The organism is Acinetobacter cumulans, assembly GCF_003024525.3.
GTDB lineage: Bacteria > Pseudomonadota > Gammaproteobacteria > Pseudomonadales > Moraxellaceae > Acinetobacter > Acinetobacter cumulans.
On record NZ_CP035934.2, the window covers coordinates 121,482 to 136,111 of the forward strand.

At 42.2% G+C, this 14,630-nt stretch carries 14 protein-coding genes; 5 read left to right on the forward strand and 9 right to left on the reverse strand.

Going from position 1 to position 14,630, the window contains the following annotated elements:
• Window positions 1-4 precede the first annotated feature (4 nt).
• Genes C9E88_RS00490 through galE form a run of 3 tightly spaced genes read left to right on the forward strand, consistent with a single transcriptional unit; the run spans window position 5 to window position 3,952 of the window.
• Window positions 5-1,273, forward strand: coding sequence for a UDP binding domain-containing protein (locus tag C9E88_RS00490; RefSeq protein ID WP_106985589.1), 1,269 nt, complete (start codon window positions 5-7; stop codon window positions 1,271-1,273).
• A gap of 35 nt (window positions 1,274-1,308) precedes the next feature.
• Entirely contained in the window at window positions 1,309-2,940 is a 1,632-nt protein-coding gene (gene pgi / locus C9E88_RS00495; RefSeq protein ID WP_227865908.1) for a glucose-6-phosphate isomerase, read from the forward strand.
• A complete protein-coding gene (gene galE, locus C9E88_RS00500; RefSeq protein ID WP_106985587.1) occupies window positions 2,933-3,952 on the forward strand; it encodes a UDP-glucose 4-epimerase GalE in 1,020 nt (339 codons plus the stop codon). Before pgi ends, galE begins: the two co-directional genes overlap by 8 nt.
• 45 nt (window positions 3,953-3,997) lie before the next feature.
• Here the strand turns inward: galE and C9E88_RS00505 are convergent, their stop codons facing one another.
• The 9 genes from C9E88_RS00505 to C9E88_RS00545 all read right to left on the reverse strand — a co-directional run bounded on the left by C9E88_RS00505 (window position 3,998) and on the right by C9E88_RS00545 (window position 13,065).
• A complete protein-coding gene (locus C9E88_RS00505; RefSeq protein WP_106985586.1) occupies window positions 3,998-5,368 on the reverse strand; it encodes a phosphohexomutase domain-containing protein in 1,371 nt (456 codons plus the stop codon).
• A 53-nt stretch (window positions 5,369-5,421) separates the two neighbouring features.
• The gene (glmS, locus tag C9E88_RS00510) at window positions 5,422-7,260 is read right to left on the reverse strand and encodes a glutamine--fructose-6-phosphate transaminase (isomerizing) (protein WP_106985585.1); all 1,839 of its coding nucleotides are present in this window, start codon (window positions 7,258-7,260) and stop codon (window positions 5,422-5,424) included.
• A gap of 12 nt (window positions 7,261-7,272) precedes the next feature.
• Window positions 7,273-8,637, reverse strand: coding sequence for a bifunctional UDP-N-acetylglucosamine diphosphorylase/glucosamine-1-phosphate N-acetyltransferase GlmU (gene glmU, locus C9E88_RS00515; RefSeq protein WP_106985584.1), 1,365 nt, complete (start codon window positions 8,635-8,637; stop codon window positions 7,273-7,275).
• A gap of 20 nt (window positions 8,638-8,657) precedes the next feature.
• Window positions 8,658-9,179 (reverse strand): phosphatidylglycerophosphatase A family protein, encoded by a 522-nt coding sequence (locus C9E88_RS00520; RefSeq protein WP_106985583.1) that lies wholly within the window; start codon window positions 9,177-9,179, stop codon window positions 8,658-8,660.
• Window positions 9,157-10,074, reverse strand: coding sequence for a thiamine-phosphate kinase (thiL, locus tag C9E88_RS00525; RefSeq protein ID WP_106985582.1), 918 nt, complete (start codon window positions 10,072-10,074; stop codon window positions 9,157-9,159). The genes C9E88_RS00520 and thiL overlap by 23 nt, the downstream gene beginning before the upstream one ends.
• Window positions 10,075-10,095: 21 nt before the next feature.
• A complete protein-coding gene (gene nusB / locus C9E88_RS00530; protein ID WP_106985581.1) occupies window positions 10,096-10,545 on the reverse strand; it encodes a transcription antitermination factor NusB in 450 nt (149 codons plus the stop codon).
• Window positions 10,546-10,549: 4 nt separating this feature from the next.
• Window positions 10,550-11,020 (reverse strand): 6,7-dimethyl-8-ribityllumazine synthase, encoded by a 471-nt coding sequence (ribH, locus tag C9E88_RS00535; protein WP_067731440.1) that lies wholly within the window; start codon window positions 11,018-11,020, stop codon window positions 10,550-10,552.
• Window positions 11,021-11,038: 18 nt separating this feature from the next.
• Complete coding sequence (ribBA, locus tag C9E88_RS00540) at window positions 11,039-12,154, reverse strand: bifunctional 3,4-dihydroxy-2-butanone-4-phosphate synthase/GTP cyclohydrolase II (protein ID WP_106985580.1); 1,116 nt, start codon at window positions 12,152-12,154, stop codon at window positions 11,039-11,041.
• A gap of 341 nt (window positions 12,155-12,495) precedes the next feature.
• Window positions 12,496-13,065 carry a TetR/AcrR family transcriptional regulator gene (locus tag C9E88_RS00545; protein ID WP_106985579.1) on the reverse strand — a complete coding sequence of 190 codons (570 nt, stop codon included), beginning with the start codon at window positions 13,063-13,065 and terminating at the stop codon, window positions 12,496-12,498.
• Window positions 13,066-13,193: 128 nt separating this feature from the next.
• Here C9E88_RS00545 and C9E88_RS00550 point away from each other — a divergent pair, with 128 nt between their 5' ends.
• The gene (locus tag C9E88_RS00550; protein ID WP_106985578.1) at window positions 13,194-13,883 is read left to right on the forward strand and encodes an SDR family NAD(P)-dependent oxidoreductase; all 690 of its coding nucleotides are present in this window, start codon (window positions 13,194-13,196) and stop codon (window positions 13,881-13,883) included.
• A 109-nt stretch (window positions 13,884-13,992) separates the two neighbouring features.
• Entirely contained in the window at window positions 13,993-14,577 is a 585-nt protein-coding gene (locus tag C9E88_RS00555) for a 2-hydroxychromene-2-carboxylate isomerase (RefSeq protein WP_137287904.1), read from the forward strand.
• Window positions 14,578-14,630: the final 53 nt, after the last annotated feature.

Genomic DNA, 14,630 nt, shown 5'->3' on the forward strand with positions numbered 1-14,630 from the left:
GTATATGAAAATTGCGGTATTTGGTTCGACGCTTAATGCAGCGGTTATGGGGGCATTATTTGCTGAACATGGACATAGTGTGATCTGGTGTCCAGAGTCTGATATCCGCTTTTTTCATGTACATAATTTGCCTTTCGATTCCAATTTAAAAAAGATTATTGAATTACAGCAGCTGAACGGTGCTTTAAAAATTTGTGATTTGTCGCAGATTTTAAAATACGAATTTGATGTCTATTTCTTGGCCTTCAACCCTTCAAAATTAGATGTCGCAATTGAACTGGCTCATAAATTAAAAGCTGAACCGATTATTCATCCTAAATTGATGGTTAATAGTTCGACCTTTGGTTTACAAGGAACAAAGACGCTACAAGATATTTTGTCTAAAGATGCGTGGGTATATATACCTGATATGACGCAGGAAGGCTCTTCAGTTGAGAATATTGCACAATCTAAGTCAATTGTGATTGGAACGAATGAAGATGCTTTTGCTAAGAAACAGATAAAAGAATTGTTACGGCCGATTTATCCACGTATGCATCAGCTGATTTTTATGCCAATATTAGATGCTGAATTTACTAAAATGAGTATTTCAGGCATGTTAGCAACGCGGATCAGTTATATGAATGATCTGTCCTTAGTTGCTGAAAAACTCAATATTGATATTGAAAATGTACGTTTAGGGGTAGGAGCTGATAGCCGTATCGGGCCAAGCTATTTATATTCTGGTGTGGGGTTTGGTGGGGAAAATTTCTCACGTGATATTTTAGCTTTGTCGCAAACCGTCACTGATTCAGGCAATCGTAGTCGATTATTACAACAGGTTTGGGAAATTAATGAGCAGCAGAAAGAATTGCTGTTCAGAAAATTTTGGAATTATTATCAGGCAGATATTCAGGGTAAAACAGTCGCGATATGGGGGGCTTCATTTAGAGAAAGCTCACCCAGCATTATCAATTCACCGATCCACAGTTTACTACAAGCATTCTGGGCACAAAAGGTAACCGTTCGACTGCATGACCCAAGAGCATTGCCTGAAATTGAAAAGGTTTATGGGGCGCGCGATGATCTAATTTTGTGTGACGACCAATATGAAGCAGCAGAAAATGCGCATGCACTGTGTTTAGTTACAGCATGGAAACAATATTGGAGTCCTGATTATCGACGATTAAAAAACGTGATGCAGCATCCTTTTATATTAGATGGTCGTAATATTTATGACCCACACTATGTAAAAGAAGAGGGCTTTGCATACGAGGGGGTGGGACGATTATGAATAATATAGAGCAATTTCCGAAACAAGATTCACATATGATCTATACGAAGCTAAAGGCTTTAGCGGACAATCAAAAAGAAACGCATTTAAGTCAACTATTTGCAAAAAACCCATTAAGATTTGAGCAATGTTCAATTCATATCAACCAATTGTGCTTCGATTTTAGTAAGCATCGTGTCAATGGCAAAGTATTTGAGCAACTGATTGCTTATGCAAAATCTCATCAATTAAAAGATTGGATTCAAAGTCTATTTTCGGTAGAAAAAATCAACTACACCGAAAAACGTGCTGCCATGCATTGGGCATTGCGTTTACCTAAAAATAGTCATGAGCATCCACAACTTGCAAAACAAGTACATGGTCAATTGGATCGAATGTATGAATTGGTAGAGCGAATTCATGCTGGTCAATATCGTGGTGCGACTGGTGAAGTGATTCGAGATGTAGTGAATATTGGTGTAGGTGGGTCAGACTTAGGCCCACTCATGATTTCACACGCTTTAACTGATTTTAAAGTGCAAACGGCACAAGATCTGAAAGTCCATTTTGTTTCTACAATGGATGGGAGTCAGCTTTCTGATTTATTGCACCAACTGCGCCCAGAGACGACTTTATTTATAATTTCATCAAAATCCTTCGGAACGATAGATACACTTTCTAATGCCCAAACAGCTCGATGCTGGTTGCAACGCACTCTAAAAGCATCTGATAGTGCATTGCAGTGCCATTTTGTGGGTGTTTCAACAAAACCTGACAAAATGACCGAATGGGGAATTAGAGAAGACAATCAATTCTTACTTTGGGATTGGGTAGGTGGTCGTTATTCTCTATGGTCTTGCATTGGTTTACCTATTGCATTAACAGTAGGTGTGGAAAATTTTAAAGACCTACTGGCTGGCGCATTTGAAATAGATCAACATTTTCAAACTGCACCATTTGAGCAAAATATTCCAGTGTTGATGGCACTTTTAGGTGTTTGGAATAATAACTTCTTAGATATTCAGACGCATGCGGTTTTACCTTATGATGGGCGTTTGAAGTATTTTGCCTCGTATTTGCAACAGCTCGAAATGGAATCAAATGGTAAGTCTGTACAGCGTACAGGCGAAAAAGCTGTAGTGGATACCTGCCCGATTATTTGGGGAGAGGTGGGGCCAAATGCACAACATGCTTTCTATCAACTGTTACATCAGGGTACTCATGCAGTAAGTTGTGACTTTATTGCTCCTGTGCATCGTTATAATGCAAATCAATTTACCTATATTGATAATGCGGAAGCGCTTATTGAACAGCATCATTTAGCACTTTCTAACTGCTTGGCACAGTCTCGTTTACTTGCCTTTGGTAATGAAGTATTAGATCAAACAGAACTTGAAAATTTACCTGCTTATAAGCAATATGCTGGAAATCAGCCAAGTACTACCGTGTTATTGGATCAATTAACGCCGTATACATTAGGGATGTTAGTTGCGCTATATGAGCACAAAGTATTTGTACAATCAGTCTTGTGGAATATCAATGCTTTCGATCAATGGGGTGTAGAAAAGGGTAAAGAAATTGCCAATCATCTTTTGCCGATTTTAAATCGTGAAGCAGAGGATGTTTCTCACTTTGATTCTTCGACACAAGGTTTGTTAAAGATTTTATTAGGAAAAAAGAATGGCTAAGATTTTAGTGACGGGTGGTGCAGGTTATATTGGCTCACATACCTGTGTTGAGCTTCTTTGCGCTGGTCATGAAGTTGTAGTCTTAGATAATTTATCCAATAGTGCTGAAGAGGCCTTAGTGCGTGTGCAGAATATTGCATCAAAGTCTTTAGACTTTGTACAGGGTGATATTCGCGATGCTCAGGTTTTGGATACATTATTTGAGCAGCATACAATTGATGCAGTCATTCATTTTGCTGGCTTAAAAGCCGTAGGCGAAAGCCAACAATTTCCTGCGATGTATTTTGATAATAACATTGCGGGTTCTATCTCTTTAGTACAAGCCATGGCGCGAGCAGGCGTATATAAGCTGGTATTTAGTTCATCGGCTACGGTTTATGATGAAGCGAATGTATCGCCCTTAAATGAAGAAATGCCAACGGGCATGCCAAATAACAATTATGGTTATACCAAGTTGGTTGTTGAGCAAATGCTACAAAAGTTAGCTGAAGCAGATGAGCGCTGGTCGATTGCCTTGTTGCGTTATTTCAACCCTGTTGGCGCACATAAGAGTGGTCAAATGGGGGAAGACCCACAGGGCATTCCTAATAACTTAATGCCTTATTTGACACAAGTAGCTGTTGGTCGCCGGGAAAAGTTGTCTATTTTTGGCAATGATTATGAAACCGCTGACGGGACTGGTGTACGTGATTATATTCATGTGGTCGATTTGGCCAATGCGCATTTATGTGCGCTGAATAATCGTCTGCATCAGACAGGTTGTCGTGCATGGAATATTGGTACGGGTACAGGTTCTTCTGTTTTAGAACTTAAAAATACGTTTGAGCAAGTGAATCAAATCACCATCCCGTTTGAATTTGCACCACGACGTGCAGGCGATGTAGCAATTTCATTTGCGGATAATGCGCGTGCTGTTGCAGAATTAGGCTGGCAACCGAAATATGGATTAGAAGATATGTTGGCAGACAGTTGGAACTGGCAAAAGCAGAACCCACAAGGTTACCAATCCTAAGCTAGAAAAAAAGAGCCTCGAAAGGCTCTTTTTTATTGCTATCAATTAAGCTTCAATGAGCTGGGTAAGTAGATCAACATAGTATTGAATAGATTCTGGATTTTTCGATGCTGTTGTTTCGATATTTAGGCGTAACAGTGGCTCAGTATTCGAAGCGCGCACGTTTAGGCGCCAGTTGCCAAAATCGAGGCTAATGCCATCAGTTTTATCAATCGCAGGATTTTGTGCTGCAAAAAACTCAAAGATCTTTTGAATCGTCACTTGTGTATCTTGTACTTTAAAGTTGATTTCGCCAGAGCAAGGGAATTTTGCAATCATGCCTTCTACTAAAGAAGACAGTGTTTGCTGCGTTTCAGACAATACTGAAACAGCCAACAACCATGGAATCATGCCGCTGTCGCAGTAAGCAAAATCACGGAAATAATGATGTGCAGACATTTCGCCACCATATACCGCATTTTGTTCACGCATCACTTGTTTAATAAATGCATGCCCTGATTTTGATTGTACAGTTTGGCCCTTATATTGTTCTACGATGTCCACGGTATTCCATACGAGGCGTGGGTCATGCACAATTTTTTCACCTGCTTGCTTGAGCAAAAATGCTTGAGCAAGTAAGCCAACAATATAATAGCCTTCAATAAATTGACCTTTTTCATCAAATAAGAAGCAACGGTCAAAGTCACCATCCCAGGCAAGGCCCATATCTGCCCCATGTTCAAGTACTGCATTACGTGTACTGTCACGGTTTTCAACTAGGAGTGGGTTGGGAATACCATTGGGGAATGTGCCATCCGCTTCATGATGGATTTTAATAAATTCTACAGGCACATTGAGGCTTTTGAATTTTTCTTCAATGGCATCAATTACATGGCCTGCTGCACCATTCCCCGCATTGACCACCAGTTTTAATGGACGAATTTTTGCTGGGTCAATATAGCCCATCAAATGCTCTACAAATTCAGGCAAAATATTGTATTTTTCTGTCGTGCCTTTATGCTCAACTTCATTGAATACACCAGCTTCAGCTAAAGCTTGAATTTCTTTTAAGCCTGTATCAGCGCTAATTGGACGTGAATTTTCACGCACCAATTTCATGCCATTATAATCCATAGGATTATGGCTGGCAGTGACTTCAATTCCCCCTTGTACATCAAGATGGAATGCACCAAAGTAGACTTCTTCAGTCCCTGTCATACCAAGATCAAGCACATTGACGCCTGCATCATTCAGGCCTTTGATGGTTGCTTGTTTTAAGCCTTCACTGCTTAAGCGAATGTCACAGCCGACCACGATGGTTTTAGGTTGGTAAATTTGACCATAGGCGCGGCCTACTTTATAGGCGATGTCTTCGTTTAATTCTTCCCCAAGTTTTCCACGAATGTCATAAGCTTTAAAACAAGTTAAGGTTGTCATATAAAGTTCTCAAATTGTAGTTAGGAAAAAGGCTGACAACGTCAGCCTTTTTGTTATTCAACAGTTACGGATTTTGCTAAGTTTCGTGGCTGGTCTACATCTGTACCACGTAAAACAGCAACATGGTATGACAACAGTTGCACAGGAATACTGTAAACAATTGGAGCCAGTAGAGCATGAATGTTTGGCACATTCACAATATGTTGGCGATCTTTATTTTTGATGCCACTGTTTTCATCAGCAAAAACAAAGAGCTCACCGCCACGTGCTTGAACTTCTTCCATGTTAGATTTTAATTTATCCAACATGTCATCTTGCGGTGCAAGAATCACGACAGGCATGTCATTGTCAACCAAAGCCAATGGGCCATGTTTGAGTTCGCCTGCAGCATAACCTTCGGCATGAATATATGAAATTTCTTTCAGTTTCAATGCGCCTTCTAGTGCAATTGGGAAATTCGTACCACGGCCTAAAAATAGGCAGTGTTGTTTTTCTTTAAACAGTTCAGAGAGGCGAAGGATTTCTTCGTTATTTTGTAAAGTATCTAAAATAACTTTTGGAAGGTGCCATAGCTCAGCTGTAATTTCTTCAATTGCTTGATTTGAAATATTGCCCTTGATTTGACCAATTTTTAAGGTCAATAACATTAAGGCAGCGAGCTGTGTGGTAAAGGCCTTGGTTGATGCAACACCAATTTCTGGGCCTGCAAGTGTCAGCAAGCTGTGATTGGTTTCGCGCACCATAGACGATGTTGCAACGTTACAAATCGTCATGGTTGTAATGTCTAGGCCTTTTGCGAGAGCGCGTTTTTGCGTATCACGAAGTGCCGCTAAAGTATCTGCTGTTTCACCAGATTGTGAAATACACACATAGAGTGTGTTATTTACAATCACAGGTGAACGATAACGGAATTCGCTGGCAATTTCGACTTGGCAAGGTACATCAATGAGCTGTTCAAACCAATATTTTGCAATCATACCCGCATGGTAGCTGGTACCACAGGCAATGATTTGCACTTGTTGGATCTTCGCAAAGTCAGCTTCAGCTTCTTGTAAGAAATCTGAGCGTAATGCATTGCCATTTAAGGCTTGAGAGATGGTTTGCTGAATTGCTTCGGGTTGCTCATAAATTTCTTTGAGCATGAAATGCTTATATTCACCCTTTGATGCATTGCTGACAGTCGCATCAAGTTCTTTAATTGGGCGTTCTACACGGTTGCCATTTACAAATACTTCAATGCTGGTACGTGTTAGGCGCGCGATATCACCTTCTTCAAGGTAAATGAAGCGATTAGTAATAGGCAGGAGTGCCAATTGGTCTGAACTAATAAAGTTTTCACCAAAGCCGACACCAATCACCAGTGGTGAGCCTTCACGTACCGTGATCAATTCATTTGGGTGATCTGTATGGACAATACCAAGCGCATAAGCACCTTTCAGCTGTGGTACAACTTGGCGTACAGCTTCGAGTAAGCTCGGTGTGGATTTCAGTGCATCATTCACCAAATGTGCCACAACTTCGGTATCTGTTTGTGAGGTAAACACATAGCCCAAAGCTTCTAAGTCATCTTTGAGCTCTTGGTAGTTTTCGATAATCCCGTTGTGTACAACCGCAACCGTACCAGAAATATGTGGATGCGCATTATTTTCAGTTGGTTTGCCGTGTGTTGCCCAGCGGGTATGTGCGATTCCAAGTGAACCTGAAATTTGTGATTGATTAACCGCCTCTTCAAGATTCGCAACTTTACCCACGCGACGTTCGCGTAGTACATGACCTGAATTGATGAGGGCTAGACCTGCAGAGTCATAGCCACGGTATTCAAGGCGTTTTAAGCCTTCAATTAAAATATTAGTGATGCTGCGTTCAGCAATGCCGCCTACGATGCCACACATAATTTTGACCTCTTATTTCTTAATTTTTTGCGGACGCTGATAATTTTCTTTGGCAAATTGTTTAGAGCGTTCTACAGCTAAACAATTGTCAGCAACATCGCGGGTAATTGTTGAACCCGCACCGACTGTTGCACCATTGCCAATGGTAACAGGAGCAACGAGTGAGCTGTTTGAACCAATAAAGGCTGCATCGCCAATAATGGTTTTAAATTTGTTGGCACCATCATAGTTACAGGTAATCGTGCCTGCACCAATATTTGAGCCTGCACCTACTTCTGCATCGCCGAGGTAAGTGAAGTGATTGGCTTTAGAACCGAGGCCAATTTTAGTATTTTTGACTTCAACAAAGTTGCCAATATGCACATCATTGGCTAATTCTGCCCCTGGGCGTAAACGTGCGAAAGGCCCAATTTGAGCATATTCACCTACGACAGCGCTATCAAATACGCTATAAGGTTGAACTTTGGTGCCTGACGCAATTTTGGTGTTTTTAATTACACAGCCTGCACCAATTTCCACATTGTCACCAAGCTCGCAATCACCTTCGATAATCACATTGATATCAATGCGTACATCCTTGCCAGCTGTGAGATTGCCACGTAAATCAAAACGACTCGGATCAATCAAATGTATGCCTTGTTGCATGAGCTGTTTTGCTTGGAATATTTGAAATTCACGTTCTAAGGCAGCCAGTTGTACGCGGTCATTGACGCCTTCAACTTCAAAAGCAAGCTCTGGTTCTACAGATGCGACTTCTAAGCCATCCGCAATCGCCATGGCAACGATATCGGTCAGGTAATATTCGCCTTGCGCGTTATTGTTATTTAAGCGTGGAAGCCATTCGTGCAATTTGGCATTGCTCACAGCATAAATGCCCGTATTGAATTCTTTAATTTTACGTTGTTCTTCAGAAGCGTCTTTGTGTTCTACAATCGCTTGAATTTTACCGTTTTCACGTACAATTCGGCCGTAGCCTGTTGCATCAGCAACAGTTAAAGTGACTAAGCCAATACCAGAAGATTGAGATGCGTCGAGTAGCTTTTGCAGGGTTTGCTGCGTAATGCATGGCACATCACCTGAAAGGATGAGCGATAGGCCTTCTTTTGGTAAGACGGGGAGCGTTACTTTTACCGCATGGCCTGTACCGAGTTGTTCAGCTTGTTCGACCCATTGAATGTGTTCTTGAGTAAAAGCCTCTTGAACCAAACTGCCACCATGACCGTAGATCGTAATAATATTGGCTGCATTGAGTTTTTTTGCAGTTTCAATTACGTGTCCCAGTAGAGGGCGTCCTGCTAAGGGTTGCAAGACTTTTGGTAAATTAGAGCGCATACGCGTTCCTTTACCAGCGGCGAGAATGATAACGCTTGTTGACATGGTTGATCCTAGAAGTATCTTCACATCGATAAGAAATAAAAGTATAGGCAAATACACAAGGCTGCCCACAAACCTGCAATGATGTCATCGAGCATGATCCCGAATCCACCATCGACGCCACGGTCAATGGCACGAATAGGCCATGGTTTCCAAACATCAAAGAGCCGGAATAAGCCGAATCCAATCAATGCCCAGATCCAATTCATATTGCCTAAATATAGAAGAGGCAAGAAGGTAATGGATTGGCCTGCGAATTCGTCCCAGACGATACGCCCATCATCGTGTACGCCCATAATTTGTGCTGTTTTGCCACAAATATAGATTCCAATGACTGACATCAGCACAATAGCAATAATGGTGGCATTCAAACCAATTGCAAGCCACGCAGGGATAAACAGTAATGCGAAAGCAGAACCAAAAGTCCCTGGTGCTTTAGGAGCTAAGCCTGACCCAAAACCTACGCCACAAAACACGACGCAACGTTCAAACCAAGTCATACGCTGGAAATGAATTTTAGGTTTATGCAAAGTGTTGATATCCATTAGATTGAATGGAGTAATTTACGCCATTTTTTAATAAATTTAATCCCAAGTTTTGGGTAATTTGTCCAATAATCGTAATCGATGTATTGACGCACTGTTGTTTAATTTTTTGGTAATTTTCAGGGCTGATACTAAAGCATAACTCATAGTCATCGCCACCTGCTAATGCAGATTGAAATTTTTCTTGTTCAGATAATTTGTTTACAGTTTCGCTGAGAGGAAGCTTATCTAACTCAATGGTCGCACCGACATTTGAAGCCGTGAGAATATGTCCCAAATCTTGAGCCAAACCGTCTGAGATGTCGATCATGCTCGAGGCTAAGCCTTTGAGTTGCTCACCCAGTTCACAGCGAGGTGTTGGATAGTCTAGGCGTTGCTGTAAGGGGTGCCCACGGTGTTTTAAGCCATAAGCTGCATCACCAACTGTGCCGCTGACGCAAATGAGGTCGCCGATTTGAGCACCCGAGCGTGTAATGGCTTGACCAGTTTCAATCCAGCCCAGTGCGGTAATGGTAATGGTTAAGTGAGGACTTTGGGTGGTATCGCCACCAATTAAACTCACACCAAATTGATCGCAACAATCATATAAACCCTGACTAAAGCCTTTGAGCCAGTCATGATCAATTTGGGGTAAGCTCAATGCGAGTAAAATGCTATGCGGTTTAGCGCCCATGGCCGCAATATCAGAAAGATTGACGGCAACAGATTTCCAACCAATGGCATGTGGATCTGTATCGAAGGGGAAGTGTCGTCCAGCAACTGAAGTATCGGCACAGATGACCAATTGTTGCTGTGGAGGAGGGGTGAGCAGGGCTGAGTCGTCACCGACCCCTAAATCGACAGAATTTACATTCTTGCGATTAAAATAGGTGTCAATAATCGAAAACTCAGCCATACAACAATTCGACTTAAAAACTTAGTTCGCTTGCTGCTTTTCTGCTGCACGTAATGTGGTCGCTAAACGATCCAATACACCATTGATGTATTTATGGCTGTCTGCACCGCCAAAATGTTTAGCTAGCTCGATAGCTTCGTCTAAAACGACGCGATATGGAATTTCAAGATGTTCTTTCAATTCATACGCACCTAAACGAAGCGTCGCAAGTTCAACGCCATCAAGCGCTGATAACTCGCGGTCAAGCACAGGGATTAAAAGCGCATCCAATGCTTCATGATTGGCAACCACCTCGGTCAACAATTCATGATAATAGCCGAGATCCACTTTATGCATAGCATTTTCCACGCGAGTACGCGCTTCAATTTCATGCACTGGATTGTGGCTCATTTGCCATTCATAAATTCCTTGTACAGCAAAACGGCGTGCTTTGCGTTTTGCTGCATAAGTTGCTTGAAGTGTTTGCGACATAGCGTTAAATAGCCTTTAACAAGTTAACCATTTCAATTGCAGTCAATGCAGCTTCGCTGCCTTTATTGCCTGCTTTTGTTCCTGAGCGTTCAATCGCTTGTTCAATACTGTCCGTAGTCAATACACCGTTGATTACTGGCAAGCCAGCATCTAGGCCAACAACGCCTAAACCTTTAGCACATTCACCTGCAACAAAGTCGAAGTGAGGTGTGCTACCACGAATCACGGCACCAAGTGCAATGATAGCGTCAAAACGACCTGTTGCTGCGAGTTTTTTCGCAACGATAGGAAGTTCCCAAGCACCAGGCGCATGAACAACAGTGATATTATCCTCTGATACGCCATGACGTTTCAATGTATCAACGGCACCTTCTAGCAAATGTTCTACAACAAAGCTATTAAAACGACCAACTAAAATCGCATAACGGTCTTCGTTCGCGAGATGTAACATACCTTCAATACGGCGAACTGCCATAGTAACCTCGATAATTTCTTAAGATGTTTGATTTGCGGTGATGTATTCCACCACTTCTAAGTTAAAGCCTGATAGGGCATTGAAACGTAATGGAGAGCTAAGAAGCTTCATTTTTTCAACACCTAAATCACGTAAAATTTGTGCACCCACACCAATGGTTTGGTATTGCTGAGATAAAGCTGCATTTGATTTGGTTGGTTTTGGTGCGGTCAAGCTTTCAAGCGCAGGGCCTAGGTCTTGCAAATGACGCTGACCAATCCAGACCAATACACCACGGTCACTGCTGGCAATTTCTTTCAGTGCTTTGTCTAGGTTCCAAGCTGGCTCGCCATCTTTTTTGTTGATTTTCAACAAATCACGTGCTGGGCTAAAGCCATGTACGCGCACAGTAGTTACGCCTGCTTTTGGTTCACCTTTGACCAAAGCCAAATGAATGTCTGGGTTACCCACTTCACGGTAACGGAACAATTCAAATGTGCCGTATTCTGTGTCGAGGGTTTGTTGATCTAAACGTTCTACCGTTTGTTCATTGGTCATACGGTAGTGAATAAGATCGGCAATGGTCCCCATTTTAAGACCATGCTTTTCAGCAAATACTTCTAAATCTGGACGGCGCGCCATGGTGCCATCTTCATTAATAATTTCACAAATGACAGAAGCAGGTTCTAGCCCAGCTAAACGTGACAGGTCGCAACCCGCTTCAGTATGACCTGCACGGTGTAATACGCCACCAGGCTGTGCCATCAGTGGGAAAATATGCCCAGGTTGTACGATGTCTGCTGGTTTTGCATGTGCAGCTACAGCCGTTTGAATGGTGTGCGCGCGTTCTGCAGGTGAAATGCCAGTCGAAATGCCATTTGCGGCTTCAATCGACAATGTAAAGTTTGTTCCATGCTGTGCGCCATTGGCATCGACCATGAGTGGTAGATTTAACTGTTGGCAACGCTCTTTGCTTAATGTTAGGCAAACTAAGCCACGTGCATGCGTAATCATGAAGTTAATGTCTTCAGGGCGCACGTGGGTGGCAGCGATGACTAAATCACCTTCATTTTCACGGTCTTCGTCATCCATTAGAATGACCATTTTACCTGCACGAATATCCGCGACGAGCTCTTCAACTGTATTGAGCGGCATCAGCCTTCACCTTCTTTTTCGTCTTCTGTGAAGACATTAAACTTATATAGATTGTTGCATAGTCTAACGTTTTTTTGTGCGTTTTGCCTATGCTTATCATTTTCCCTTTCAGGTCCATTGTTATACACAGTCCGAACCAATTTTTAAAGTCAGGCTGAATTTAAAAGAATCGCTTTATGCATAATCTTTAAGCAATTGAAAAGAATAAAAAATGACAAAGTTAGTGTGGAAAGGCATAAAGCACAGCATTTTGTCCCTTAGTATCGATGGCTATGACTGCTTTACGAAAAAGTAATTATGAGCAATGACCCTTGATCAGCGTTATTTACATGTATATGAATTTATTGTGCCAAATGATAAAGATAATTTCGCATCATGGTTTTATTGGCCTGAAGAATCTGCTGTTGGAGACTAGGGTCTGGAATCGCACGAGCAATTAAAATGGCACCAACCAGCTGGCAGAGCATAGCCCAAGCTTTATCTGGGCATCCTAAGTGTTGTGTAAACAGTGCATGACCACGAAGCAGTTCTTGTTGATAGGTATATTTGATGTCGTCATTGGCGCGTGCCACTTCACTGGCCAATGCAGGGAGTACACAACCTTGATCTGCATGTTTTAAATGCGAAGGGGTCAAATAACGGTCCAACTCAAAATCAACCCATTCTGCTAACGTCTGATGGGGATTATTTTCCCAATGGGCAAAACTGTGTTGCAATTCTGTTTCTATTAATGCTTTAAACAAATCTTGCTTACTCGAAAAATGTGAGTAAAACGCACCGCTGGTGACACCAGCTACCTTCATAAAGCTGTCTACGCCTGTAGCAGCGAAGCCATTTTGTTTTGCTAACTGGCCACTGATGTGAAGCAATTCTTGCCGTTTTTGTTGTTTGTATTCGGGTTTGTAGCGCATGAGCACGACCCTGAAATTAAGATTGACGATAATTTAATCATAACATAGTATTCGTTATAGTAACGATCGTTATCTAATAGAATATTGATAGCGCATGGAATAAAACAATCCAGCACGAGGGGATCGTCATGGAAAATAATCAGCTGTCTCATCCAGCCAAGGGCGTGGCATTAATCATTGGTGCAGGAGATGCGACTGGCGGTGAAATTGCCAAGCGTTTTGCCCGCGGTGGCTATATAGCCTGCATGACGCGAAGAAATGCAGATAAGCTCGTGCCTCTAATAGAAGAAATTGAACAGCAGGGGGGCACGGCATTTGGTTTTGCTTCTGATGCGCGTAAAGAAGAACAGGTCGTTGAGCTGATGGAGCGGATTGAGTCTGAAATAGGGCCGATCGAAGTGCTGGTATTTAATATTGGTGCCAATGTGCCTTGTAGTATTTTGGAAGAAACAGCACGTAAATATTTTAAAATATGGGAAATGGCCTGCTTTGGCGCATTTTTGACTGGCCGTGAAGCGGCGAAACGCATGGTGACACGGGAGCGTGGCACGATTATTTTTACTGGTGCAACGGCGGGTATACGTGGTGCAGCCGGCTTTGCGGCTTTTGCAGGTGCAAAACATGCGCTTCGTGCCTTGGCGCAAAGTATGGCGAGAGAACTTGGCCCCCGTAATATTCATGTGGCGCATGTGGTGGTCGATGGTGCGATTGATACTGACTTTATTAAAGATACCTTTCCTGAGATGTATATGAAAAAGGCGCAAGACGGTATTTTAAACTCTGCACATATTGCTGAAAATTATTGGCATCTTTCATAGCAACCACGGGATGCATGGACACATGAATTAGACCTCAGACCCTGGATGGAGCGCTGGTAAGGATATAAAAAGAATTGAATGGACACATAAAATGACGAGGACTTTGAAAATGAGCAAGATTGAATTTTATTTTGATTTAGGTAGCCCATATAGCTTTTTGGGGTTTCACCGTATACAGCAGATTGCTGAGCAACATCAGGCAGAAATGATATGGAAACCGATGTTATTAGGAGGGGTCTTTAAAGCGACTGGGAATAACAGTCCAATGGCTGTGCCAGCCAAAGCACGCTATTCGATGATTGATTTACAGCGCTGGGCCAAGCTATGGCATATTCCTGTACAGATGAATCCTTATTTTCCAATTAATACCTTAATGCTAATGCGTTTGCTTACTGCTGTGCAGTTATATCAGCCAGCGCATTTTCAACGGGTTTTGACTGCGCTATTTGATGCCATGTTTGCTCAGCCACGTAGTTTAAATGATGTGACAGAGCTGATGAATTTAGCGCAAGAATTAGGTTTTGAAGTCACTCAAGTACAGGCGTGGCTAGAAGATGAAAAGGTGAAATCTGAGCTGAAGGCGGTCACACAAGAAGCGATTGATCGTGGGGTGTTTGGTGCACCAACGTGGTTTGTAGCAGATGAAATGTATTGGGGGGTTGACCATCTGCATTTTGTGGAAGCTGCGCTATAGAGAATTGAATAGCTTCTAAACAGGTCAAATAAAAAAGCGAACCGAAGTTCGCT

Excerpts from the sequence above, each read along its gene's own strand:
- nusB (WP_106985581.1), bottom strand. The coding sequence starts at position 10,545 with ATGTCGCAAACACTTCAAGCAACTTATGCAGCAAAACGCAAAGCACGC.
- C9E88_RS00555 (WP_137287904.1), top strand. The coding sequence starts at position 13,993 with ATGAGCAAGATTGAATTTTATTTTGATTTAGGTAGCCCATATAGCTTT.
- ribBA (WP_106985580.1), bottom strand. The coding sequence starts at position 12,154 with ATGCCGCTCAATACAGTTGAAGAGCTCGTCGCGGATATTCGTGCAGGT.
- glmU (WP_106985584.1), bottom strand. The coding sequence starts at position 8,637 with ATGTCAACAAGCGTTATCATTCTCGCCGCTGGTAAAGGAACGCGTATG.
- C9E88_RS00550 (WP_106985578.1), top strand. The coding sequence starts at position 13,194 with ATGGAAAATAATCAGCTGTCTCATCCAGCCAAGGGCGTGGCATTAATC.
- pgi (WP_227865908.1), top strand. The coding sequence starts at position 1,309 with ATGATCTATACGAAGCTAAAGGCTTTAGCGGACAATCAAAAAGAAACG.
- C9E88_RS00490 (WP_106985589.1), top strand. The coding sequence starts at position 5 with ATGAAAATTGCGGTATTTGGTTCGACGCTTAATGCAGCGGTTATGGGG.
- C9E88_RS00520 (WP_106985583.1), bottom strand. The coding sequence starts at position 9,179 with ATGGATATCAACACTTTGCATAAACCTAAAATTCATTTCCAGCGTATG.
- ribH (WP_067731440.1), bottom strand. The coding sequence starts at position 11,020 with ATGGCAGTTCGCCGTATTGAAGGTATGTTACATCTCGCGAACGAAGAC.
- C9E88_RS00545 (WP_106985579.1), bottom strand. The coding sequence starts at position 13,065 with ATGCGCTACAAACCCGAATACAAACAACAAAAACGGCAAGAATTGCTT.
- thiL (WP_106985582.1), bottom strand. The coding sequence starts at position 10,074 with ATGGCTGAGTTTTCGATTATTGACACCTATTTTAATCGCAAGAATGTA.
- galE (WP_106985587.1), top strand. The coding sequence starts at position 2,933 with ATGGCTAAGATTTTAGTGACGGGTGGTGCAGGTTATATTGGCTCACAT.
- C9E88_RS00505 (WP_106985586.1), bottom strand. The coding sequence starts at position 5,368 with ATGACAACCTTAACTTGTTTTAAAGCTTATGACATTCGTGGAAAACTT.
- glmS (WP_106985585.1), bottom strand. The coding sequence starts at position 7,260 with ATGTGTGGCATCGTAGGCGGCATTGCTGAACGCAGCATCACTAATATT.